The sequence below is a fragment of the Streptomyces sp. NPDC107546 genome (genome assembly GCF_055639175.1).
Genome location: NZ_JBVKBA010000017.1, coordinates 110,159 through 134,478, shown reverse-complemented (window position 1 = coordinate 134,478; position 24,320 = coordinate 110,159). Strand labels below are relative to the sequence as shown.

13 protein-coding genes and 2 pseudogenes are annotated in these 24,320 nt (G+C 69.1%); 4 read left to right on the top strand and 11 right to left on the bottom strand.

Annotated elements, in window-relative coordinates:
• The first annotated feature begins 9 nt into the window (after positions 1–9).
• The 3 genes and pseudogenes from ACZ7L1_RS24540 to ACZ7L1_RS24530 all read left to right on the top strand — a co-directional run.
• On the top strand, positions 10–1,827 hold the full coding sequence (locus ACZ7L1_RS24540) for a GmrSD restriction endonuclease domain-containing protein (protein ID WP_471440144.1): 1,818 nt from the start codon (positions 10–12) through the stop codon (positions 1,825–1,827).
• Positions 1,824–2,876 carry a CBS domain-containing protein gene (locus tag ACZ7L1_RS24535; protein WP_471440142.1) on the top strand — a complete coding sequence of 351 codons (1,053 nt, stop codon included), beginning with the start codon at positions 1,824–1,826 and terminating at the stop codon, positions 2,874–2,876. Before ACZ7L1_RS24540 ends, ACZ7L1_RS24535 begins: the two co-directional genes overlap by 4 nt.
• Positions 2,877–3,047: 171 nt before the next feature.
• Positions 3,048–3,212, top strand: a pseudogene (locus tag ACZ7L1_RS24530) (DUF397 domain-containing protein); the annotation flags it as partial.
• Between the two features lie 58 nt (positions 3,213–3,270).
• Here ACZ7L1_RS24530 and pglZ read toward each other — a convergent pair.
• From pglZ to ACZ7L1_RS24485, 9 genes and pseudogenes are all read right to left on the bottom strand, one after another.
• Positions 3,271–6,195: a BREX-2 system phosphatase PglZ gene (gene pglZ / locus ACZ7L1_RS24525; protein ID WP_471440140.1), complete on the bottom strand. Its 2,925-nt coding sequence runs from the start codon at positions 6,193–6,195 to the stop codon at positions 3,271–3,273.
• Positions 6,192–10,082: a BREX-2 system ATPase PglY gene (pglY, locus tag ACZ7L1_RS24520; RefSeq protein WP_471440138.1), complete on the bottom strand. Its 3,891-nt coding sequence runs from the start codon at positions 10,080–10,082 to the stop codon at positions 6,192–6,194. Before pglY ends, pglZ begins: the two co-directional genes overlap by 4 nt.
• Before the next feature lie 447 nt (positions 10,083–10,529).
• Positions 10,530–11,297 (bottom strand): hypothetical protein, encoded by a 768-nt coding sequence (locus ACZ7L1_RS24515; protein ID WP_471440135.1) that lies wholly within the window; start codon positions 11,295–11,297, stop codon positions 10,530–10,532.
• A gap of 105 nt (positions 11,298–11,402) precedes the next feature.
• On the bottom strand, positions 11,403–11,861 hold the full coding sequence (locus tag ACZ7L1_RS24510) for a hypothetical protein (RefSeq protein WP_471440134.1): 459 nt from the start codon (positions 11,859–11,861) through the stop codon (positions 11,403–11,405).
• Between the two features lie 119 nt (positions 11,862–11,980).
• On the bottom strand, positions 11,981–12,442 hold the full coding sequence (locus ACZ7L1_RS24505) for a hypothetical protein (protein ID WP_471440132.1): 462 nt from the start codon (positions 12,440–12,442) through the stop codon (positions 11,981–11,983).
• Positions 12,443–12,809: 367 nt separating this feature from the next.
• Positions 12,810–13,050: pseudogene (locus ACZ7L1_RS24500) on the bottom strand (SAM-dependent methyltransferase); the annotation flags it as partial.
• Between the two features lie 97 nt (positions 13,051–13,147).
• Positions 13,148–14,023, bottom strand: coding sequence for a hypothetical protein (locus ACZ7L1_RS24495; RefSeq protein ID WP_471440130.1), 876 nt, complete (start codon positions 14,021–14,023; stop codon positions 13,148–13,150).
• 237 nt (positions 14,024–14,260) lie between these two features.
• Positions 14,261–14,470, bottom strand: a complete 210-nt coding sequence (locus ACZ7L1_RS24490; RefSeq protein ID WP_471440128.1) for a DUF397 domain-containing protein — start codon at positions 14,468–14,470, stop codon at positions 14,261–14,263.
• Entirely contained in the window at positions 14,467–15,297 is an 831-nt protein-coding gene (locus tag ACZ7L1_RS24485; protein WP_471440126.1) for a helix-turn-helix domain-containing protein, read from the bottom strand. Before ACZ7L1_RS24485 ends, ACZ7L1_RS24490 begins: the two co-directional genes overlap by 4 nt.
• Before the next feature lie 206 nt (positions 15,298–15,503).
• On the opposite strand from ACZ7L1_RS24485, the gene ACZ7L1_RS24480 reads away from it, so the two are divergent.
• Positions 15,504–16,088, top strand: a complete 585-nt coding sequence (locus ACZ7L1_RS24480) for an ATP-binding protein (RefSeq protein WP_471440194.1) — start codon at positions 15,504–15,506, stop codon at positions 16,086–16,088.
• Here ACZ7L1_RS24480 and pglX read toward each other — a convergent pair.
• Positions 16,015–19,626: a BREX-2 system adenine-specific DNA-methyltransferase PglX gene (pglX, locus tag ACZ7L1_RS24475; protein WP_471440124.1), complete on the bottom strand. Its 3,612-nt coding sequence runs from the start codon at positions 19,624–19,626 to the stop codon at positions 16,015–16,017. The genes ACZ7L1_RS24480 and pglX overlap by 74 nt on opposite strands.
• A complete protein-coding gene (pglW, locus tag ACZ7L1_RS24470; protein ID WP_471440122.1) occupies positions 19,623–24,290 on the bottom strand; it encodes a BREX system serine/threonine kinase PglW in 4,668 nt (1,555 codons plus the stop codon). Before pglW ends, pglX begins: the two co-directional genes overlap by 4 nt.
• Between the last annotated feature and the right edge of the window lie 30 nt (positions 24,291–24,320).

Below are 24,320 nucleotides of genomic sequence, written 5' to 3'. Positions count from 1 at the left end.
TGGAGTCACATGGCGGCCCTCGACAACGTGAAGCTCAAGGACGTACTGGCGGATGTCGCCTCAGGCTCCTTACAACTGCCCGACTTCCAGCGGAACTGGAAGTGGGACGACGACCGGATCCGGGCGATCATCGCGACGGTCACGCTGGACTACCCGCTCGGCGTCGTGATGACGCTGCAGACCGGCGGCGCCACCCGGTTCCGCTCCCGGACCCTCACCGGCGCACGGCCGGACGGGGACCAGGAGGCCGACCTCCTGCTACTGGACGGGCAGCAGCGCCTCACCTCACTCTTCCAGGCCCTGTGGCTGGACGCCCCGGTGGAGACGGCGGACGCCCGGGGCAAACCCATCCAGCGGTGGTACTACGTCGACATCGCCAAGGCCGTCGGGCCGTCCGCGGACCGCGACGAGGCCATCGTGTCCGTCCCGGCCGACAAGGTGCTGCGGACGGACTTCAACCGCACCGTGGTGCTGGATCTGAGCACCACCAAGGCCGAATGCGCGGCCGGCCTCTTCCCCTTGCACTTCGTCTTCGACGCGCAGCGCGTGAACGAGTGGAAGAAGGCGTACATCAAGGCGGACGAGGACCGGAACTGGGACCTGTGGGGCCAGTTCGACGAGGCGGTCCTCCAGCAGGTCCGCGCCTTCCAGGTGCCGATGATCCGGCTGGCCGCCTCCACCTCCATGGACGCCGTCTGCGCGGTGTTCGAGCGGGTCAACACGGGCGGCGTGCCCCTGAACGTCTTTGAACTGCTCACCGCGACCTACGCCGGGGACCGCGACTACGTCGAACGCACCGGGGACTACTACCAGCTTCCCGAGGTGTGGCGGGAGATCAAGCAGGCGCTGGCGAGCAAATACCCGGTCTTCGGCCGACTGGACAGCGGCCTTGAGAACGGGCTGAGCAGTATCGACTTCCTTCAGGCCATCGCGCTCGTGCGCACCTGGGAGCGGAAGCAGCAGGGACTCGGAGCCACGGTGTCCTGCAAGCGCCGCGATCTGCTGGACCTTCCTCTGGCCGACTTCGTGCGCCTGGCGCCAAAGCTCGCCGACGCTTTCGCCTGGGTGGGCGACTTCCTGGAGCGGCAGTGCATCGTCCGCCCGGCCGACCTGCCGTACAAGACGCAGCTCGTCCCGCTCGCGGCGGTCCGCGCCATCCTCGACAGGGCGACGGAGGGGCTGGGGGCGGGGGAGAAGATCGAGCAGTGGTACTGGTGCGGGGTCCTCGGTGAGATGTATGGCGGCTCCACGGAGACGCGCTTCACCAAGGACGTCGAACAGCTCGTCCCCTGGATCGCGGAGGACGAGAGGGCGCCCGAGACGGTCACGGAGGCGTTCTTCTTCGCCGACCGCCTCGACACCCTCACCACCCGCAACAGCGCCGCGTACAAGGGGATCTACGCCCTGCTGATCAAGCAGGGAGCGGTGGACTGGCACTACACCGACGCCCCGCTCAGTCCCGGCCGGCTGGACGAGTACGGCGTGGACATCCGGCAGATCTTCCCCAAGACGTGGTTCCGGCGAGGTAACAGCCATGGGCTGCCCACGGGCTCGATCGTGAACAAGACACCCTTGTCCTACCGTGCCGCGATGGACATGACGGGTGCGCCGTCGTCCTACCTGGCCACGATGATCGCCGCGTCCGACATGCGTCCCGAATGGTTCGACGACGTTCTGACCACCCACCTGATCGATCCGGACGCCCTGCGCGAGAACGACTACGAGCGCTTCTACCACGACCGCTCCAAGCAGTTGCAGGATCTGGTGCACTCCGCCATGGGCAAGAAGACGATGCTCCGCGACCTGCCGGAGGACGACGCCCGATGACGACCAGGCCTCACGAGCAGGACGTCGCCTCGCTCAAGGGCAGGACCGTGTCCGTGCAGGACATCCTCGACCTGTTCCAAGTCAGGGTCCGCGACCACCGGACGGTGCACCGGATTTCGCGGGCCCTGACGGACGCCGGGCTGACCACACTGCCTGACTTCGCCGTCTGCGGCCTGCGCAGCACCGTCGACGTCGTGCCCCTGGCGGCCGTTCCCGCGCAGCGCACGCCGGCCGAACCGGAGGGTGAGGCCGACCAGGCGGACGAGGCCCTGCCCTCGCACGCCCTGCCGCAGCGGCTGCTGCTCGGCGACATCCCGTCGGCGCGGCGCGGCCTTGTGTCCGTGGGACCCGGCACTCCCCTGTCCCAGACGACCTTCCTCATGCGCACCAAGGGCCTCTCCCAGATCCCGGTGACCACCGGCATGGCTCAGATCCACGGGGTGGTCACCTGGGGGTCCGTGGCCAAGATGTACGGGGCTGGGAAGCCGGCCACTCTGGACAACGCGATGGAGAAGGACGAACTGCCCGTCTTCGATGCCCGCCAGGAGTTCTTCGCCGCCCTCCCAGTCATCCGCGAGCACGGCTATCTGCTCGTCCGCGGCGACGACGGCTGCCTCTCGGGCATCGTCACCGCCGCGGACGTAACGGATCGATTCGAAGGCGCGGCACGCCCCTTCTTCATCGTGGGCGAGATCGAGTCACTGCTGCGCCGCTGCCTGGGCGCGGCACTGGACACAGAGGCCATCAAGGCGGTCCAGACGAACAAGAAACCGGAGCACCGCACCGGCCATGTGTCGGACCTGATGTTCGGCGATTACCTGAGGCTCCTGGACGGCGACCAGACGAAACAGTCCCTCGCCGAGCAGGCCGACCGCAACTGGGCAGCTTTGAAGTGGCCCAACATGCCCCGGGAGCAGTTCATCGGCCTGTTGAAGCGGGTGAAGGACATCCGCAACCGGATCGCCCACTTCGACGAGAAGCCGCTTCCGCCGGAGATGATCGACGAGCTGATGACCTTCGCGAAGGTGCTGCGGGAGTTCGCGCCGTGAGGTGGCGGGGCGGGGCCGCTCCTCTGTCACCACGGGCATGCGATCTCGGCCCACACCGTCTTCGTGAAGGTGTCCCGTACCTCGCAGCCCCATCGGTCGGCGTACGCAGCGACCAGGAGCAGCCCCCGTCCCGAATCCGCTTCGACGGAGCGGGGCTAACTCGCTTGGTTCAAGAGCACCTACAGCGGAACAAATGGCGGTGACTGCCTGGAGGTCGCCATCGCGCCCGGTACCGTTCGTGTCCGGGACTCGAAGGCGCAGGCGGACGCGGTACTAGCCTTCGCCCGGGAGCAGTGGGCCGCGTTCACCGCCTACGCCCGTGAGTCCGCCATCTGACGACGGATCACACTCAAGGTGCCTCCAAGACCAGCTCTGGAGGCACCCAAGGGTCTACTCAGCCCGTTCCGAGGGCGAACTGCTCGCGCAGCAGCGCCTCGTGGAGTCGCAGGGTGCGACCGTCCGGCAGGGTCTCCAGGACCTGGACGCCGTCGTAGTTGAGGAGCTGCCGCAGGACGGCGGCGAAGCCGTCGCCGCGGGTGACGGGCATGCCGGCGCGCTGGGCGAGCGCGGTCACGGGCAGGGTGCCGCCCGCGTCCAGCAGGGCGGCGAGCGCCTTGTGGACCTGCTCGTGCTGCGGCTTGCGGGCCAGGCCACCGAGCTGGGCCTGGTACGTCTCCGAGTCGAGCACGGCCGTCACCAGTGTCTCGGTCCGCGAGACGACGGCCGGAGTGAGCAGGGCGTCGTCTCCTCCGGCGGTCAACGCGACGTCGAAGAGTGTGTCGTGGGTCCGGGCGACTTCCGCCTGATCCTTCTTGACCTTCCCGGTCGGCTTCTTGGGAGCGGAAACCGTTCCGGCCGCAGGCCGGGTGGCGGGTTCGCTCGCCAGCGGCGTCCTTCCGGTCTCCTCCGGGGCCCACCAGACCGGCCGCTGGTCGCCGAGTTCCCGCCACCCCTTGGGGGGTTCCGCGCCGAACGGCAGGAAGGCGAGCACGGGGATGGTGACCTCGGCGAGGGAGGCTCCGCCGTGGTAGCCGGCCTTGAGGGCGGTGTAGCGGGAGTCGGCGTCCCAGAGGGCGACGACGGATGCGCCAGGTTCCGGCCAGACCACCCGCGGTCCGGACAGGGCGATCTCGCGTTCGGCGAGCGGGCCGTCGCCGGGCAGGCGGTGGCGGGCGGACGCGGGATCGGCGGCGGTGTCGACCTTCGTGCCGTGCCGGTCGACGACGTGGCCGTGGTCGCTGGTGAGGACGACCGCCATGCCCTGGGTGGCCGCCACCCGCAGCAGGTCGCGCAGGCCGGGCACATCGTCGATCCGCCAGGCGCCGTCGCCGAGCTTCTGCTCCTTGGCGAGCCGGTCGTCGATGGCGTTGAGGACGACGGCGACATGGGTCCTGCCGTCGCCGAGGGCCTCGGTGAGCGCCGGGCCGAAGGTGTCGCCCGCCGTCTCGGTGCGCAGGTCGTCCTTGTGGAACACGGCGGCCGGGGCCCCGCCCCACAGCTTCAGCTCGGGGAAGAGCCGCTTCTCGTCGGCCTGGGTGCCCTTCATCAGGGTGCCCGCGAAGAGGGACGTGCGGGAGACGGCCGTCACTGTGGGCAGGGCGGCGGCCATCGCCCGCCGGTGCGGGGTGTCGCCCTTGGGCAGCGGGTCGAACTCGGCCCAAGAACGGCGCAGTTCCTCGCCAAGTTCGTTGGCGATGGCCGCGCTCATGCCGTCGAGCACGAGCAGCAGCACCCGCCGCTCCTCCCCGCGCCGCACGACCGGGCCGACCACGCGGTCAAGGAAGGTCTCGACGGTGAGCATGCTGCCGGGCTGGGTTCCGGCCTCCGTCCAGGCGGCCAGCAAGCGAGCGAAGGCCGCGTCGATCTGCCGGCGCCGGTCCCTGACGCGGGTGCCGAGGGTGTCGTAGGCGGCCTTGAGAACGATGTCAGGGTCACCGCCGGCCTCGATGTGCTCCAGGGCGAGGTCCACCCAGCCGGTCTCGGCGACGTGCCGCTGTATGGCGTCAGCGACAGTGGGGGTGTCGGCGGACGGGTCGGTGGCCAGCCAGCGGGCGAGACGCTGGCCCATGCGGGCGCGTTCGATGCGGGCGGACTCCTCCGGCTCGGCGGCCAGCCGGTGGTCCTCCAGGGCACGGACGGCGTCCGCCACCGCGGCCGTGTCACCCGCCGTGAGCGCTCGGCCGACGGCGGTGAACCGGGACTCAAGTCCGCCGCGCAAGACGGGGCTCGCCGCCACGGCCTCCTCCGCGCCGAACTGGCGGGCCAGCGCGGACGCCCGGTCGAGCACGATGCCGGTGGTGCGGCGTGCCTCGCGTGCCTGCTCGGCGTCGGTGCCGCCGCCGGTGCGGTGTCCGGTTGCCAGCAGCGTGGTCACGTACTCCTCGGCAGCCCGGCCGAAGACGGTCACCAGGGCGTCGAGCTGCTCGCTGGTCGCCGGAGGCTGATCGCCGAAGTAGCGTTCGGCGCGGCCCCGCGCCCGGTAGGTCTCGGGGGCGGGCTCGGCGTGCTGCCACAGCGCCGCGCACACCAGGCCGAAGGCGGCGGCGTCCGCGCCGCGTTCGGCGTCGACGAGGGCGAGCAGGGCACGGCCGGCGAGGCCCGCCTGGTCCTCCTCGCCGAGGAAGGCGGCCAGCCCGCCGCGTTCGGGGCCGCGCAGGGCCAGGAACCGCTCGGGGGCGCCGGGCCGGGTCGACCAGTGCAGCAGGGCCTGGGCGTCGAGCCGGTCGTCGCCGGGGCGGCGCGTGACGCCCTCGGTGTCATAGCGGCCCAAGCGCAGGCGGCGCTGGGCGAGCGCGGTGAGGGCGTACTGGCGGGACAGCCAGCCGCCGGGCACGGCCGACCAGCCGCCGGGCGGGGTGGCGTCGAGCAATGCCTCGGCGGCCCAATTGACGTCCTTGAGCCGGGGGTCTATCTGCCGGGCGCCGAACGCCTCGCGGACGACGTTCCAGCTGTCGACCGTGTCGATGCGCAGCTTGTGGACGCGGGCGAGGATCGCCGGGTCGAGTTCGTGCTGCTCGCGGTCGGTGAGGACGACCAGGACGGCCGGGCCGGGGCGGCGGCCCGCCAGGTGGTCGAGGACGAGTTCGTGGACGGCGAGCGGGGACGGCGCCACCGCGACACCGGCCGCCAGACCCTCGCCCCAGACGGGTTCGGCGGGACCGTCCCACTGCGGCGCGGACCGCAGCAGCACGACCCGGCGCCGCTCCTGCTCCTCTCCCGTCAGAGAGGCGGCGAGATGCGTCTGGGAGGACAGGTACTGGGTGACGGTCGCGGTGTTCAGCCGTACCGCACCCGGTGCGGCGGTGGCGGTATCGGTCATTCGATGACCTGCCAGGTGATCTCGATGGTCGCGTTCGGGTGGCGGGCGGCCAGTTCGGCCAGCTCCGCCTGGAGGTCGGCGGCGGCCCGGGACGCGGTCGTGCTGCGGCGTCCGGACTTCCGCGCCGTACCGCCACCGCTCGCCGGGGTGGGCGTCTCCTGCGGCTGGGTGTACGGGATGCGCGGGTCGCTGGTCGGCGTGTCCAGGGACAGGTCACCGGCCGAGGAGGGCTGGGAGGTGACGGGCGCGGGCGGCGGGGTGGCGGCGGCCTGGGTGCGCTTGATCAGGGCGACGACCTCGCGCTGGGTGCGGGTGAGGGCGTCGCGCAGGTCGGCGGTGCGCTGGTCGTCGCGGGCGACGTTGCGCAGCGAGTCGAGCAGCGCCTCGCCCTCGGGGCCGAGTCCGGCGGCGAGTTCCAGGGTGCTCCAGGGGGCGGAGGCGACGGCCTCCGCGACGGCGCGGGCCTTCTTGATGGAGGTGCCGTACCGGTCGGCGCTGGTCTCGCCCAGGTCGAAGGAGGCGAGGGCCTCCACGGTCTTCTTCGCCCCGGCCGCGCCCTTGCCTGCCTCCGCCGTGAGCGCGTCCAGCAGTTCCAGGGAGCGGCGGGCGAGGGCGAGCCGTCCGGTGTCGGCTGTCTGGTCGAGGCCGAGGAAGGTGGCGTGGGCCTCCAACTGGTGCACCAGGTCGGCCGCGTGGTCGCGGTGGGCACGGGCGGCCTCGATGATCTGGCGGGCGAACTGGTTGACCATCCGGCCGCGCCGCAGTGCGGGCGGCTTAGCCCCGAAGATCGTCTCGAAGCGCTGCCGTGCGGTGTCCCAGTCGGACTCGGCGGGCAGCGGCTGGCTGCGCAGCGCGTCGTGGTCCTTGATCGCGGTCAGTTCAGGCGCGGGGTCGAGGACGGTGCCACCGCGCACCCACACCCGGTCGTCCATCTCGGCGAAGGAGGCGACGACAAGCCGGGCGAGGAAGTCGGGCAGGCCGCGCGGGTCGGGCTTGTCGGTCCAGTCGGTGAGCGTGATCAGCGACAGGTCCCCGGTGACACCCTGCGAGCGGGCGAGCTGCCGGAAGTGGTCGGCCCAGTAGCGGGACAGCTCGAAGTACGCCTCCTTCTGCTGCCCGAGACGCAGGGGTCCGGCGATCCGCTGCATGAGCTTGCGGTCGGCGGCCGGGACCTCCACCCGCCCGTCGCGCGCCTCGGCGGCGGCCCGGACGTGGACGAACACCTTCTTGGCGTCGGCGGGCTTGACGGCGGTGCCGGTGGCGTCGGGGTCGAAGTCGGGGTGGGCCGGGTACTGGTGGGCGAGCAACTTGCCCGCGACGTGCCGGATGCCGTCGTACAGGCTCTGTCCGAAGGCCAGGGTAAGACCGTCGACGTCGGGCAGCGCGACGAGGTGGTCGTCGAAGTCGGGCACGACGTCGGCGGCCTGCTTCTGGGCGAGGCCGTACGCCTGCTTGAAGGCGCCCTTGACCTGCTTGAGCAGGGCCTCGCGCTGGGTTTCGAGCAGGCCCTTGGCTCGGCTGCGGTTGTCGGCGTTGAGGTGGCCGGCGTACTGGGTGTCGAAGCGGTGCTCGTCGGCAAGCGCCTTGTCGATGACGACGAGGCGCCGGAAGTCCTGGAAGCGCTGCGCGGACAGGTGTGCGGGCAGCCAAGCGACGGTGCGGGACCGTTCGCCCTGCTGGCGCTCGCGCAGCCGCTGGATGCGGTTGACGTCCTCCACCGGGCCCCATTCGCCCTCGTCGAAGGGGAGGTCTATGGCGATGCGCCAGCGGCCCTCCTCCTGCGGCATCAGGTCGTGGTCGGGCAGCTCGTCCTCGTCGGCGACGTTGCCGAAGACGATCTCGGCGGTGCGGGCGGTGCCGCGCCAGGTGAAGCTGAGCTGGTCGCTCAACTGGCCGTGCTCGACGCCCAGTTCCTCGGAGAGCAGGCGGCGGGCGAGGGCGACGCGGTTGCCGGGGTTGTCGTTGACCTGGGCGTTGGCGATGACGGAGTCCACGTCGACGCCGGACAGTTCGAGGCGGACGCCGGGGTTGGCGTCGGTGCCAGTCTCCTTGATCTCAGGGAACCTGGCGGCCCACTCGGCGACCTTGTTCTTGATGATGCCGACCTCGGCGCCCGGGATGGGTGCGAGGACCGACCCGTGGTTGAGCGCGCCGAGCCGCCGGATGGTCAGCTCGGACAGCGCGGGCACGCTGGGCGCGAGTGCGGACAGCAGCAGGGTGCACACGAGCCGGTTGTCGCCGACGAACATCCGGCAGCCGCCCAGCCGCTTCGGGTCGGTGAGGGACTCAGGCCGGTTGCGGTACTGCTCGACGTCGTCCTCGGTGATGTCGTACGAACTGAGCAGGTAGGGCCGCAGCTTGGTCTTGTAGAGCTTGTCGGCGGCCTCGAAGACGACCTTCAGGCTGTCTGTGAACGGCTTGTCGCCGCCCGCAGTGATCACCGGGTAGAGGTCGCCGACGGGGATGAGCTGCCCGAGGCGGATCTCGTTGCGGTGGTCGGCGAGGAGCTGGCCCATCAGCTTCAGACCCGTGCGGGAGCGCTGAAGCGCGGACGAGATGTGGACGAGGGTGTCCATGAACGCCGGCGAGAACGGGTACGTCAGCCGGAACGACTCCGCGTCGGCACCGGTCGTGCCCTTCTCCGAACCGAGCAGGGTGTCCCAGACCTGCGGGCCGACCCGCTTGGTCTGCTCGAAGGCCGCGTCGACGAGCTTCGCCGCCTCGGCGTCCTTGGGCTTGAGGAGGCGGGCGTGGGCGATCTGCGGGAGGTTGCGGTCCTCCAGGGTGATCTTGTCGAACCGGCCGGAGGCCAGGTTCAGGGTGTCCTGGATGGACGACTCGGCCGCGCCGGACACCTCCTCTCCGACCAGCTCGCGCAGGTCGCGCTGGCGGGCGATGAACGACACGACGGGGATGGCGCGGCGGGCGTCGCCGCCCTCCACGAAGTTCGTGATCTTGCTGGCCTCGCGTGCCACGAACTTCTGGTCGTGGATGAGGGTGGCCAGCCACAGGATCAGCTCGTCCATGAACAGGATCAGACCGTCGTAGCCGAGCGACTTGGCGTGCTCGGCGATGACGGACAGGCCGGCGTCCAGGGAGATGAAGCCGTGCTCGTCCTCGGCGGCGTGCTTGGTGAAGCCGGGGAGGAGGTTGGTGCCGGCGTCGTTGACCAACTTGGCGCGCAGCTCGGCCGGGGTGGAGGGGTTGGTGAGGTTGAGCGGGACGCCCGCCTCGTGGTTCTCCTCGGCGGCGAGCGCGATGTCCAGGAGCTGCGGGGTCCAGGCGAAGCCCTCGCCCCACTCGTCCTCCTCCCCGTCGTCCGCGTCGCTGCCGCCCAGTCCGCGGATGACCGCCTCGTCGCCCGTGCTGGCACGCAGCGCGCGGATGTCGGCGAAGAGGGAGTCGGTCCGGTACACCTGCGGGGTCGGGGCGTCCGGGTGGAGTTTCTTGACGTGGTGCACGTACCCGCCGAGCACCCGCTGTTCCAGGGCCTTGGCGCCGAGCATGTGGTACGGCACGAGCAGGAACTTCTTGCCGTCCGTGGTCAGCCACTCGTGCTTGGTCAGCACCGGGTCGAACTCGGTACGGGCACGGGCGGCCGGGTTGCCGCTGAGCAGCGCGTACAGCACGGCCATGAAGTGGGACTTACCGGAACCGAAGGAGCCGTGGAGGTAAGCCGCCTTGGAACGGTGCCCGTCCAGCGCGGACTTGATGAGGTCCAGCGCCTCGTCGAAGTTCTCCAGCAGCCGCTCGGTGACGACGTAGTCCTTGAGCGCGTGGTGGGCGCCCTCGTCTGTCGTCGCCTCGGCGAGGGACAGCACGAAGTCCGAGGTGGAGATGGACTCCTTGATGTCGATGACATCGCGGAGGAGGGGCTGCTGGGCCATCGCGGGTTCTCGCTCTCCCTGACGGTGTTCGGTGCTACTGCTCGTACTCGATGTGGTGCGGTTCTGCGGTCCCGGCCCGAAGCCGGTGATCGGTCCGGATCGTGGAGGGGGAGCCGGAAGCACGGGCGGCCTGTGGGCGGTGCGACGTGCCGGTGGTCCTGACCGGTGGCGGAGAGGGAGCCGGTCACGTGCCGCCGGGCGAGGACGACGTCCACGGCATCGGCCGGGTCAGGGGAGGCAGGGTCGCGGCGTTTGCACTGTATGTCCCCCTCGTACTGAACGGTCACCCAGACGGCCTGCGCATAGCACCATACATCGGCACTCCGCCCACCCCCACGCCGTATACCCCGTGCACCGTCGCACCGCTGTGCTGCTGTCATCCTGATCGGCAGGGCAGGAGAGCGGGCAGCGAGCGGACACGGCCCTCGCCGCACGCCCGTTGCGAGCTCAGTGCAGTGCCACTTCCCACGATCCCGGGTTGCCGGCTTCTTCCCCACTGATCGGGCAACCATCCATCCAGGTGCCGAATCCCGAGGGGTCTTTGCCTTCCGTAGACCAGCCGGCATGCGTGAACTTCGACAGGTCCGCCACGTAGCCGGACGACGTGGAAACGCGAAGCGGAAGCCGGACGGAGACAGTGCGGCCATGTATCTCTGGCCGGGCTTCCACGTCTCCTCCGACCACGTCGTTCGTTCCGGATACGTGCACGAACCAACGCGAGTCGAGGTACTGCATGCTCACGGCAGGTTCGTCCATGTCGTCCAGACCATCGCCCAGCCACGTCCAGTAGGTGGCGTCCACTTCCGAACCGAGTTCGGGAGCGTTACCGGCGAGCGTGTAGCTCACCGTCACGCCCTTGCTGTCCCGAACCACACGGGCTTCCTTGATCCGCAGGTACGCCGGCGGCTGCGAAGACGACTCCGTGACCGAACCTCCCGCCGCCGTGAAGAACAGGTTCTTGGCCTTTCCCGTGCAACGGGCGGACATCACCTGCGGGACCGCACGGGCTGACGCCTTGAGCGCGGTCTTCGTCGGTGAAGGCTCGACAGGTGGGCTCGCGGAAGGAGCAGCGCGGCGATGGTCGGCCTGCGGCGCTGCGGCCTCGCCGCTGGACGCCTCACCGATGGCGATGACCCCTGCACTCACACACAGGACGGCCAGCAGGGTTCCCAGGCGACGAACACGCTGCCCGGACAAGAAGGACGGGGGGATCACGGGGACTCCAACAAGTACAGACCGACCGGGACGGGTCAGGGCCGCTGACTCAGAAAACGTTCCAATGAGGCGCGCGGCAGGCAACCGAGGGCTGCCGGCTCTCACTTACTCCGTCGCTGCCGAAGCGTCGACAGACCTCTGCTTCTCGTCCACGCCCGCAGGGGAGGACTTGTCGGCATGACGGACGCCACGCCGGTCAAACGGACCGAGCGCACCGGCAGACCCGGCTCCAAGCGCGAAAAGCAGCGCAACCACCCCGGTGCCCCAGCCCTTCACGAGGACGACAGCCGGTGCCTCCGCCGCCACGACGGTGACGACCGCCGTCATCCAAGCCTCCCGCCGGCGAGACGGCACGAACGGACGCTCCTCACCCCACGCGATCACGAGCGCGTACGCGGCAGCCGGAGCCACAGCCGCGCATCCGACGAACCACGCCCACCGCCACTCGGCCAGCGTCCACATCACGGCGGTCCACACCAGCCACCCGACCACCACAACGGCACAGATGGCGACCAGTGCAAGACATCCCTGCGTCGCGTCATCACGCTTGGCAGAACCAGCCATATTTCCTCTTGTTTCAAATGATGTCGCCCTCACGCATGCCGACCGAGCGGAGGGCTTCCTTGGTGACGCCGGTCGGCCGGGCTACCGCCCCTCAGGCCAGGCGGCTCTCGCAGCCCGGACTACTTGCGGGCTGCGGCCTCGTACCGGTCGACCTGGTCGCGCAGGAGTTTGGTGGCCGTGTCGGCTTCCGCGTTCGTGAGGCCGCCGGTGCCGACGTTGATCAGGGTGGGCCCGTCGAGAGTGAACTGCTGGAGCAGCGTGGTGCCGTCGCTGTCGATGCGTACACCCAAGGACTGGTCGCCGAGCTTGTCCACGCTCATCGGCGAGTACTTCAGCACTGACCCCTGATAGGTCTCCTGGTGGCAGGTCTCGAGTGCCTTCTCCATCGCAGCGAACGACTCGGCGGCATCGCTCGCGCTCGCGTACTGCCGGATGCCCACAGTCGCAATCGTGGCGGTCAGCCCTCCGCCCTTCTGGAAGCTGCGGGAGACCTGAATCCGGGCCTTGTGCGGCTGACGGTAGTCGCAGAACGTCTTGTCGCCCGAGTTGGAGTCGCCTTCGGTCGACCAGCCGGCAGGCATCTGCGACAGCGACAGCAGGGCGGACGTGAGCTGGGCCTTACTGAGGAGCGCTGCGTGTGGAGTCGGGGAGGAGGATGCCGGGCCGGCCGCGGCGGAGCTGCTCGGCGTGGCAGGCTTCGCAGCAGTGGGCGTGGCGGTGTTGCCACACGCAGCAAGCGCCATGGACATGACGGCAGCGCCCAGTGCGCCGAAGTATTTCCGGTGAAGCACGGAGATCGTTCCCCCGGGAGACGTGAAGAAGGAGTGGAGAGCATGGATGCTATGTGAACTTACATGTCCATGAAAAGTGAACTACTTCGGGGGTGGGCCTGGCGGGCAGGGGGACGGGGCTTCGACCTGCCGTGCGCCGCCCCCGGTGCCGGGTCCGTCATGGCGCGACCGCACGGACGAGGAGCGTCCTGATGTGCCCGGGGGTAAGCCGCGCCGAGGACCCACGCGTCGGCCGAGGCGGACCCGGCCCGGGTGAGCAGGCACTCCCAGGCGGCCGGGCGGTAGTTGTAGCGGTAGGTGAACATCGCCTTGTCGACGAAGCCTCCCTTGTCCATGCCCTGCGGCCCATATGCGCCGGGGATGGCCGGGGGCTGCGAGAACGCGAAGGCACCCCCGGGTAGCGGCGAAGGTGTCCCGCGGCTGCGAACCCGGGCCCGCACGTCCGTGGCAGAGGGAAGGCAGGCACCTTGGGCAGCCAGGAGGCCACTCGCGGGGTCAGGACCTGGGTTCCTCCAGCTTGACGGCAGCGGTGTCCGCGCCGCGCAGTTCAGCGTGTGCTGTGGCGAAAGACTCGCGCTCTTCCACGACTTCGCCGTCCACGACGTCCCCCTCCATCACTCGGCGCGACGGGTCCGCCAGTGGCAGGCCGGCGAGGTGCTTCTTGAGCCTCTTGGCCATCGGGAGGTAGGTCGCGAAGGTGAGCCCGCCGGAGACAGCAGCCCCTACGAGGGGGATGGCCTTCGAGAGGGCCTTCGCGAACGACTCCTTCGTCATCTTGACGCCGATGTAGGCCGCGACCTTCTTCACTATGGGATAGACGACGCCCTTGGTGAGCGCCTTCTGAGGCAGCCTCTTGGCGACCTGCTCCGACATCATCCCCGCGACCTTCCCCACAGCGGCGTTCGCCGACTGGGTGCCGAACATCACGCCGAAGAACAGCGTGAGCACCCCCACGGTCGCGTCATCGACGTCATCGCCCTCGTCGGAGAACAGCTCGGGCCAGCTGTAGAGATAGGCGAGCTTCTGCGCGATACGCAGCATGTGGCCGACGTACTGTGCCAAGTCGGCGGGCACCGTGGCGGGCAGGGCGAGGATGCCGGGTATCCCGGCCGCGGCGGAGAGGGCACTGACCTTAGCCGTCTCGTAGCGGATAGAGTCGTTGGCCGCTTTCTCCAGAACGTCGACGGTGATACCCGCCGCAGCGGGGGTCTCTTCGATCGCTACGCGGATCTCATCCTCGGTGCAGTGGCGCGCCAGCGCCGTCCGGAGGTACGCCTCCCGGTGGATACGCACACCGGGGAGCTTGGCCGCCGCCAGCAGCACCGTGAAGAAGCGCGACTCGGGATTCTCGACCTCTTTACCCTGTTTCATGGCAAGAACTTACAGTCGCTCCGCGCTCCAAGAGCCGGCATGCATCAGCTTCGTTGAGACCTCGTTATGCACGTGGCGGTGTGGTGCGGGCCGGGTTCACCACCATGCCGATCACCCTCCCGGGAAGGCGACCGCCGTCGCGGGCATCCGGCGAGCAAGGTGCCTGGACTGCTGAAGGTGCTACGGGAGCGCAAATGCCCTCGGCAAGCACACCGCCTACCGAGGGTCCTGCCGCTGTCAGAGTGCCGCGAACTCTACGAAGGCGGCCCAGGCCGCGGGTTCCACGGCGAGTGCGGCGCGGGTTGTGTCTTTGGAGTCGCGGACGTGGACCCTGCCCTTGCCGGGGAGGGCGGCGACCTCGACGCATTCGCCGCCGTTACCAGCGCTGTAACTGCTCTTGAACCAGGCCAGTCCGTCCAGGCCGAGCCTGGCCTCTTCCCCGCTCATCTCTCTCCCAACAGCTTCTCGATCAACGCACGTGATTCTGCCGGAGTGTGGGCCTGTGCGCGCAGAGTTCCGTACGTACGTTCAAGCTCACGGACCTTCTGCCGCTCCGTGTGCACACGACTGTCGCCTTGCACCTCCGCGTAGGCGATCCTGCGCCCATCCTTCATCTCTATCAAGGTGAACGGACCGGCCAGTCCCGCATGTTCCTGGCGGGAGAGCGGCATTACCTGGATCTCCGCGTTCCGCTTCTCCTCAATGAGCAAGAGCTGCTCCAACTGCCCCCGCCACACCGCCTCGCCACCGAGGGGCCGCAGGAGTACGGCCTCCTCGACCACGAAGCTCAGATTCGGAGCAGGCCGCCGGTCGAAGATCTTCTGTCGTGCCAGTCGGGCGGCCAACCGTTGTTCGATGACGTCTTCGTCCAACTGAGGGAGCCACATGGCAAACACCGCCCGCGCGTACTCCTCGGTCTGCAAGAGTCCTGGCATCGCCTGGGTGGCGTACACGTGCAGTACAACCGCCTCGGCCTCCAGCTTGGCCGCATCCCGAAAGAATGCCGGATACTGAGCCCGAGCCACCTCCCCCTTGCTCGCGCTCAACACCCCGCCCGCCCCGAGCACTTCGTCCGCCTGGTCGATGAACTTCGGCGGGGGAATGCGTCTCCCCTGCTCGAACGACGCGATCGTCGAGGCCGAGTACCCGGTCAGCGAACCGAACCTCGCACGGTCCATCCCCGCACGTTCCCGAAACAGCTTCAACTGCCGTCCGAAGACGCACAGCATGCCCGTCCCGGCCTCGCACTCCGGCTGCTGAACCTCGTCGTCCACGCCGCAGCTCCTCCAGTACGACCCTCACGGTCACCGGACTCCGCCCGCCCAACGCAGGGCCCGGAAACCGGTCACGCTCAACACCGCGTACAAGCGCACCACCCACGCGTACAGCCCGTACCCGTCAGCGCGTTGCCCCTGTTCAACGCTACGCACAGTCCGTGACCGTTGACCGCATGAAGTCAGCAACTCCCTCGAACGGGCATATGCCACAGCACCTCGCACCCGAACGCGAGTTCACCATGCGCTTCACCTCGACCCCACGCGGCGCCCGCCTCGCCCGCCGACTCGTCTCGCACCGCCTGAACGGCTGGGGCCACCCCTACACAGCCCCGGCCAACGAGACACTGACCCTCATCACGGCCGAACTGACCGCCAACGCCGTACGCCACGGCCACGTCCCCGGCCGCGACTTCCACGTCCAACTCACCTTGGTTGAGGACACCTTCCGCATCAAGGTGACCGACACCCGTACCGAGAAGCAGCCCTCGCCCACTCCCGCGTCCCCGGACCCTCTGTCGGAGTCCGGCCGCGGGCTGCTCCTGGTGGCCGCCCTTGCGGACGACTGGGGCGTCACCCCGCGCCCGGGCGCCCCCGGCAAGACCGTATGGGCGCAGTTACGCGTACCGACCGACGGCCACGCACACGCCCACCCAGGGGCCTCTGATCCGGCAGACTCGGCGTCGGTGCAGGGGCACAACGCCGAGTCGATTCCGGCTACTTCTTCACTGCTGCGCGACGGCCTCGGGTCGCGGTCGGGGGACGCCAGTTGCGGAGGTCGTCGTCGGTGAGTCCGTGCTCTCCCTGCTTCTGCTGGCGGTAACCGGCGAAGAAGTCCGCCGGGGAACCGCTGTAAAGCATGTCGAACTCGTTGTGCCACTGGTACAGCCACGGCTGCAGTTCCAGCAGGCCGGCAAGGAACGGTGTGATCTCCTCGGAGATCAGCGCGGTGTTGGTGAAGTAGGTGGCGAGGGCTTGCGCCTGCTCCTTGGGGTCCCAGCCGGCCCAGCCGTACAGCTCGGGGGTGGCGGCGTTGGTCTGCCCGTAGGAGATGAACCGCTCCTTGGGCACGTCCAGCTTGCCGCGCGCCTTCCAGTAGGAGGCGCGGAGGAAGTCGGCGGAGGTGTACTTGGGCGGTACGGGGATGGAGTCCCGGATCTTCCGCTTGGCCGGCTCGTCGGGCGCGGCGTCCTCCTTGCGCTGGAGGTCCCACACCTCTTCCCAGTCGGCACGTTTCTTCAGCCCGGAGGGCTTGTAGCGCAGGGCTGAGAGGAACGGCACGTGTTCGTCGGTAATCAGCTCGGCGACGACCTTGGGGAGGTCCTTGCGGGGCGCGTAGAGCTTGGCGACAGAGACGAAGTCCTCGTCACGCGAGAGGGCGTCGGTGAGGCGGGAGAGGGTGAGGATGGCCGGCTGACCGTTCTCGTCGAACCACAGGTCGCGGTTCTCCATGCGGTCGAGCAGCCAGGCGCGCAGGGCCTTCTCCTGGAGCGCGTCCCAGCCCTCGGTGGCCCAGCGGCGCTTGTACTCGGGGCGCTCGACCATGCCGATGGCCCGGTTCGACTCGATGGCGTCGATCCGCTTCTGGACGATCTCCCGGTAGGGGGCGGGCCAGTGGGCGGGGATCTCCGTGATGGGCGTGGAGTTGTGCCGCTTGAACCACTCGTCACTGGCCTCACCGGCGGCTACGCGGCGGGCGAGGACGATCTCGAAGGCACGCTCGCCGAGGGCGAGTTCGGGGGTGTTGGGGTCGTCGGGGTCCTCGGAGACGCGGAGGTCTTCGGGGTGGAGGTCGTAAAGGGAGTAGACCTGCCAGTCGAGTTCTTCTTGGAGGGCGATCATGCGAGCGCGGGTGGAATGCCAGGCCTCGCGCGCCTCGCGTAGGGCACTAGTGGTGGGGGTGACCTTGTCGGCGTAGGAGGACGGACTGGTGGCAGTGAGTTGCTGGGCGAGATTGTCCAGGGCGCTGGCTAGAGAGGTGGGATATGCATTCGGAAGCGGAAAGCGTTCAATGTTTGAGCTGTTGAACTGGTAGAAGCTCTCAAATGCGTAGCGTCCAGTGCCACGCTCGCCACCTCGATTCCCCTTGTCATGGCACACCATTCTGAGCCATAGAGCAGCTGTGGAGCTGTTCAGTATTCCGAGCAGCTGCATGTGGCGTTCTTCAGTGGATCCTGCTTCAAGCTTGATCACAGGGGCAGTTTGTTTGAATGCTTTTCCGCCCCGATCGAGTGCAAAGTGGTTGTGTGTGGCAACTTCTGCGAATGAGATTGAGAACGGCTCGCGGTGGCGATCCGCAAACAGCATGGCGAGGTCAAACCATCGCAAGCCACGCTGTTCCGGAAACTTCCCGAAGTAGAGGCGTTTCCTCAAGTTCGACCGGTAAGGCCACAAATACTTTACGGCTCTTGAGCTGAGTTCTCGCTCTGCGCCGTCCCAGTCCCTTGGCATGACCACGCGCTGTGGCGATTCGATGATATAGTCGCGGACTTCATCGCCATTGACAAGATATACACAGTCAGCGGTGAACCCATTTCGAGAGGAGAACTCTTCAGGCACGAGGAAAGCGTCATCCTCCCCCGTGAGCGCCGTCATCCCAATAGAGGCGGCTTCACGCGATAGGGGCCCCACGGATTTCTCCGATAGCTTTTCAACCAGCTCAAGACCGCCATCCGTCAGGATCCAGGGCTGCTTGCTGAAGTAGCGTTCACGGACAAGATCATCCACCGAAACCCATTGACTCACCGAACCAGGCTGATCAATCTGCTCTTCAATGGCCCGCCAGACCTTGCCCTCCTCGGCCTTCTCAGGGATACCGGGTTCACCCTGGACACTCCGGACCGTACGGATCGTCTCCGAACGTTTGCTCCCACCGCGTCGTTTTCCTACAAGGATTACGGTAGGTGTCCCGTGTCCCGGAATGTATGCCCCCGAAGTATCGATGACTTCAGCCAGTTCGACCTTGTGTTCGAAGTACGTCTCGATCAGAGCCGCTCCGAACTCCCTTTTCATAAAGGAGTTTGCAGTGATCTGCCCAACCAGTCCGTACCCGAGTCCACTCTCGGCATCCCCCGACTTCGCTAGCTCAAAGAAACGCTGGGCAAATGGCACGGACAGTGCATACTTTCCGGAACAGGCGTCGTACAACTCTCGATACAGCTGATTGAGTCCCTTGTCCTTCACCGTAATATACGGCGGATTCCCTACCACCACGTGATACCGCCCCGGACGCAAAATCTCCGGGTGCTCGTGCATGTCCTCCGTGGCGTAGGCGAACGAGGCCAGCGGGTCGTCCACCCCGTCCTCATCCCCGCCCAGCGTCAGCTCAAGCTGACGGGCCTTAATGAGCGAGTCTCCCACCGCCAGATGGATCGGCCACTCGTACTTGGCCGCCTCAACCAGCGTCCGCACCCCACTTGCCGCCATGGCCGCAACCAGCAGCCGGAACCGCGCAATGGCCACCGCGAACGGGTTGACGTCCACACCGTGCACCGATTTCAGCGCGGCTGACACCCGCTCATGCACGTCCTTCCCCGGCTGTCCCTCCGCCCACAGCCGCACAAGCCGCCGAAACGCCCCCAACACAAAGTGCCCCGACCCGCACGTAGGGTCGATCATCTTCAGTTCCTCGTACCCAAACTCCCGCACCGCCGGATTCATCGTCCGGTCGAGGATGAACTCCTCCACGAATTCCGGCGTCTGAAGCAGCGCGTACGTCTTCCGCGCGGCCTCGCTCAGGTCCTGGTAGAGGTCGCCCAGGAACCGCGTGTCCCAGCCCTCGGTCCCGGCCTCGTTCAGCGGGTCGGTGAAGTCGTGGACGAGGACGCCCGCCTCGTCGCGCTGGCGCCAGAACTCGACCAGCTCACGCGCGCCATCATGCGAAAGCGGGATCTGGTACAGCGGGTTGTGCCGCTTGTCGAAGAGAAGGCGGCCGGCCTGGCCCTGGCCCAGCTCGTCGAACGCCTTCTCAAGCCACCCTCGATACGTCGGGTTGTCGTCGGACTCCACGTACGCGTCGTACCGCGACTCCGCCAGCTCGCGCCGGTCGCCGTCCGACCCCGTCAGGTACGGCTCGGGGATCAACCGGTTGTCCTCGCAGAACCGGACGAAGACCGTGCCCAGCACCCACGCGACCGCGACCTGCGTGACCCGCTCGTCCAGCCACGAGTTCCACGTCGCCGCCGTACGCCCGAGCTTACGCGCCTGGTCGTACTCGGCCTTCAGCCGCGCGCCGACCTCACCGAGCGCCTTCACCTGCTTGCCCAGGTCGGCCTCGACCGCCTTGACCTGCTGCTTCAGGTCGTCCAACAGAGCCTTGCGGTCGATCACTTCGCGTCTCCCTCGACACCACTCGCCACAACCTGACCGGACCCGCGGTGCACGTTGCCCACCCACGTGTCCGGAAGCTGGATCCACTCCCCCAGGCCGGCCTGGTACGGCACGGCCACCTGCCCGAGCCTCGGCTCGCGCGACGGGTCGCTCTGCGGGACCAGGAGCCACAGCCCCCGCCCGCCCCGCCGGGCCGCCGACGCCAGCCGGTCCAGGACGCCCATCGCGTCGTACCGGGCGAACACGCCGGCCTCCGTCAGCAGGACGGGGCCCGCACCGCCGCCACCGTTGCCCAGCAGCTCGGCGATCCGGGGCTCGACCGAGCCCCACGCTGTCCGCGCATACTCCGCGAACCGCACCGCGCCCTTGGAGCCCGGCTCGGCGGCGTCCGCCTTGAGCAGGGTCTCCCAGGTCGGCTTGGTACCCGGAGTGACCTGCCCGTGCAACGCTTCCAGGAACAGCTCGGTCACCGACAGGGCCTGTACGCCCAGCCGCTCGGCGCCCAGTTCCCGCACCGCGTCGCGCACGAGCTGCTGCCGTACGGTCAGCACCCGGTACCCGTCCCGGCGGGCCGAGACGAGCAGGCGTTCCTCCGCGCGCACCGCGCCAGCGAGTTGCGGGTCGTCCGCGTACCGCGTCACCGTGCCCGTGCGCGTCGACTGCCGCCACGCGCCCGTCGTGAGGTAGCTGGAGGCGTCGTCCACCCGCGTCGGCAGGTAGCGCAGCGTGCCCGTGTCCTCGCGCATGCTCAGCGACAGCTCGAAGCCGGCGTCGCGCAGCGCCTTGGTAAGCGGGCCGCCGGTGGGCAGTTCGTGCGTCGTGCCGCCGCGTCCGTCCGGGACGACCAGCTCGGGGAAGCGGGCGCGGACCCGCTCGTGCACGTCCTCGCCGGTCAGGCCGGGCTGCCGCCCCTCCGGAACGCCCGGGATCCAGCGGACGAGTCCGGCCTGGGTGAGGCGCAGTGCCCGGACGAGCGACAGGTCGCGCGGGTAGATCTCCAGGCGCGGGGTGGCGGCGGCGTTCACGGACGCGGCGGCGGCCAGCTCGACCATGCGCCGCTCGTCCCAGTCGACGGCGCCGGGCGGGACCGTCAGTGCGCCCAGTTCGGCTAGGACGGTCGCGGCCGTCGGTAGGGTGTCCAGCCTGGCGAGCCGGTCGGCCGTCTTGCCGAGGCGGGTCGCGTAGTCGAGCAGGCCGGGCGCGGTGGGGGTGTCTGGGGCATCGTTCTCGCGCACGTCGAGAGCCAGCAGGCCGGCGCCCAGCGACTCGTCGGTCGCCTTGCGGTTCGGCTGGTGCTGGAACTCGGCCTCCTGTGGCACCAGTTGCTCGACCTCGACGACGGCCCGTACTGCCGCCAGGGCCATCGCGCGCCGCTGCTCACGCCCGGCGAGGTGCGTGCCGCGCCGGACGGCGAGGGCGTCGGCGATCTCTACTGCGGAGGCGACGCGCCCCATGCTCACAAGCAGGTCGATGATCTCGTCCCGCAATGCCTGGACGGTGGGCTCCGCCTTCCAGCGCTTGCGCTCGTCCTTGAGCATCTGCGGGATGCGGCCGTGGCTGAGGCCGAGCGCGTCGGCGACGTCCTTCTGCTTCGGCCAGACGCCGATGCCCGGCAGAACGCCGTGCTCGTCGGGCAGGCGCAGCAGCAGCCGCACCATCTCCGCCTTGTTGCGGTTGGAGCCGTTGTTGTTGACGGCCGGCACGAAGACCGTGGCGAGGGTGTCGAGGCTGACGGAGCGCAGGGTACGAGCGGACAGCGCGCCCGCCGACTCGCCCGTCGCGAGCTTTCCGACAAGGGCCGACTCGGCGGCGGTGAGCTGCTCCAGCTCCTCCTTCGCCTCCGCCCGGCCCTTCGGCGTGAGCGGCGAGACGGGGGTCTCGCGCAGCCGCTCGCCCCATTCCCGCTGCCGCTGCTGGACCTCGTTGCGGGTCTTGGCGCCGAGGCCGGGGGCGTTGACGAGCTTGCGGCGGCTGTAGTCGAGGAGTTCACCGACCGTCGCGAGGCCCAGGCCGTAGAGGAAGGACTGGGCTGCGGGCGTGAGGCCAGAGACGGTCAGCGAGGTGTCGCGGGTGACCTCGGCGGCGAGGCGGTCCCGCTGCTGCTCGGCGGTCTCCGGCTCGGCGTCCGCGATGGCCGCGGCAGCACCCTCGGCGGGTGCGGTCCCATCGGCGGGGGCCGCTTGGCGGGTGCGGTGGCTGGACGGAACGGTCTGCGAGGCGTCGAGGAAGACCTTGCGCCAGGCGTCCCTCATCGGCTTGAGCTCGGGGAACCGCTTGCTCGCGTCGCGGTGCAGGGCCTTCTGGAAGAAGGCGACGAGCCCGTCCCGCACGGCCGGGTCGAAGGCTTCGGCCGCGATGGTCGGGTACGGCCACTCCTTCGGGTCGGTCATGCGCGGCAGGACGCTGCCGTCGCCCCACTTGGGCAACTCGCCGGAGGCCATCTGGTGCAGGGTGACGGCCACGGCGTACCGCTCGGCGTGCGAGTCGTACGAACCGCGCGTGATGACGTCGACGAAGGGGTCGAGGTAACCCTCGGTGCCCGCGTCGGTGTTCTTCGCCGGATAGCCGGCCAGCGAGAAGTCGATGAGGACGAGTTCGCGCGTGCGGTTCGGGCGGATGCGGACGGCGATGTTGTCGGGCTTGATGTCGCGGTGCCAGACGCCCTCGCCCTCGAGGAAGTCAACGGCGCCGAAGAGGTAGTCGCCGTACGCCTCGAGCTGGTCGACCTGGAGGCGACCGTGCTCGCGGAGCTGGCGGGCGACGGTCTCCTCGCGGCGGCGCGGGCGGGCCGCGCCCTCGGCGCCGGCGTCGTCGCGTTCGTCGCCGACGTACTCCAGCGCCAGGACGGTGCGGCCGCCGATCTGCAGCGGCTCGGGCTCGACAAGGCGGATGATGCCCGAGTGGGGGCGCAGGCGGCGCATGGCCTCTGTCTCGCGGACGAGGATCTCGCCGCGACTGTCGGACAGGGCGACCTTCAGCACGGCCAGCGGGCGCGTTCTGCGGGCCTCCGCCTCCAGGTCGCGCACGAGGAAGGCACGGCTGGTGGAGCCAGTACCGAGGCGGCGGCGGACCTCCCACCGGCCGGCGAGCACGTCGCCGGCGACGGCCTCCAGCGGGTCCTTGTCGGCCCTCGCCCCGGTCTCCTCCTCGGCCTGCCCGTCGAGAGCCGCGGCAGGTGCGGTGAGGGAGTCCTCGACGACCTCCAGCAGCTCCAAGAACTCGTCGACGCTGGAGAGGCGCTGCCCGGGGCGGTAGGCGGTGGCGGCCTGCACCAGCTCGTCCACGTCCTCGGACAGGCCGTCCACGAGGGAGCTGGGGCGCAGGCCCTCGCCCGCTTCCAGGCGGGCCAGCAGCTCGGCCTGGCTGGCGGCCGGGGCCTTGCCGGTGACCAGCAGGTAGGTGAGGACGCCGAGCCCGTAGACGTCGAGATAGACCGGGTCGGGGTGGAGGGCGGTGAGTTCCGGCGCCAAGTAGGCGTCGGCGTCGTCGCTCAGATGCATGGCGGACAGGGCGGTTGGCGCGAACCGTGTCATGCCCTGGCCCTGCGACGAGTCGCCGCTGCGCTGGGTGGCGATCTGCCAGTCGGAGATCTGCAGCTGCGGGCTGAGCCAGGCGGCCTCCTCCCCTACGGCCTGCCCCTTACGGCCGCGCGGACGGGGGACGACGTGGACGGAGCGGGCGGCGAGCGCGCGGTGGTGGATGCGGCTGGCGTGCGCGGAGCGCATCGTCTCGGCGAGCTGGCGTACCAGTGCCATCCGGCCGAGGATGTCCAGCTTCTCGCCGTACTGGACCAGGTACTCGTCCAGCTTCAGGGTGTCCGGGTGGTAGTCGAAGATCAGCGCGGGGCCTGCGGCGTGCCCGGAGGGGAAGTACTGCTTGAGCTGGACGACGCCGGGGTGCTTGAACCGGCCCAGCACCGCGGCCTCGCGCCGGGCAGCGTTCTCGACGGACTGGCGGATGGATGCGTCGGAACCGCGCTCACTTAGGTAGATGCGCACGCGCGCGGCCTCGGGCAGGTCGCTGTGGCGCGCGAGGTAGTCCGCCCAGGTGGGCCCGGAGTCGAAGGACTTACGCTCCAGCTCGTACGGGCCGACCTTGTACTGGGCGTCGCTCTTGCGGATGCCGATGCCCTTCAAGGCCGCGGCGATCTCACGCGAGCCGATCGCGGTGATGCGGCGCCGCTCGTCGGCCGGGGGCTGCTTGAGCATGTCGACCAGCTCGTCGACGGTGTACACGCCGTTCTGGTCGTGGGCGGGCAGACGCACACGGAGGCTGTTGTCGGTGAAGCAGACGGCCTCGGCGACCCAGACCCGCTTGGCGCCGGTCTGGGCGAGCAGGCCAGCCAGCTCCTTGGCCTTGCGGTTGACCAGGTGCAGCGGGTTGCCGTGCGTGCGGCGGTAACCACTGGGCGTGGTCTGTACCCAGGTGCCGTTCTCGGAGGTGACCGAGCCATGCCAGTCCTTGAGCTCGATCATGCAGAGGCCGCCGGGGGCGACGACCAGCAGGTCGACCTCGCGGACGTGGCCGGTGTTGGCGGTGAAGGTGAAGTTCGACCAGGCGCGCCAGGGGTCGGAGTCCGGCAGCTTCTCCCGGATCGCCTCTAGGCCGCGGCGTTCGTGATCGAACTCGGACTCGGTGACCGTGACCCACCGGCCTTCCCGCATGCCTGTCCCCACTCGTTCGTTCCTCTCAGG

Excerpts from the sequence above, each read along its gene's own strand:
- ACZ7L1_RS24480 (WP_471440194.1), top strand. The coding sequence starts at position 15,504 with ATGCCACAGCACCTCGCACCCGAACGCGAGTTCACCATGCGCTTCACC.
- pglW (WP_471440122.1), bottom strand. The coding sequence starts at position 24,290 with ATGCGGGAAGGCCGGTGGGTCACGGTCACCGAGTCCGAGTTCGATCAC.
- ACZ7L1_RS24495 (WP_471440130.1), bottom strand. The coding sequence starts at position 14,023 with ATGAAACAGGGTAAAGAGGTCGAGAATCCCGAGTCGCGCTTCTTCACG.
- pglY (WP_471440138.1), bottom strand. The coding sequence starts at position 10,082 with ATGGCCCAGCAGCCCCTCCTCCGCGATGTCATCGACATCAAGGAGTCC.
- ACZ7L1_RS24535 (WP_471440142.1), top strand. The coding sequence starts at position 1,824 with ATGACGACCAGGCCTCACGAGCAGGACGTCGCCTCGCTCAAGGGCAGG.
- pglZ (WP_471440140.1), bottom strand. The coding sequence starts at position 6,195 with ATGACCGATACCGCCACCGCCGCACCGGGTGCGGTACGGCTGAACACC.
- ACZ7L1_RS24490 (WP_471440128.1), bottom strand. The coding sequence starts at position 14,470 with ATGAGCGGGGAAGAGGCCAGGCTCGGCCTGGACGGACTGGCCTGGTTC.
- ACZ7L1_RS24510 (WP_471440134.1), bottom strand. The coding sequence starts at position 11,861 with ATGGCTGGTTCTGCCAAGCGTGATGACGCGACGCAGGGATGTCTTGCA.
- ACZ7L1_RS24540 (WP_471440144.1), top strand. The coding sequence starts at position 10 with ATGGCGGCCCTCGACAACGTGAAGCTCAAGGACGTACTGGCGGATGTC.
- ACZ7L1_RS24505 (WP_471440132.1), bottom strand. The coding sequence starts at position 12,442 with ATGCCTGCCGGCTGGTCGACCGAAGGCGACTCCAACTCGGGCGACAAG.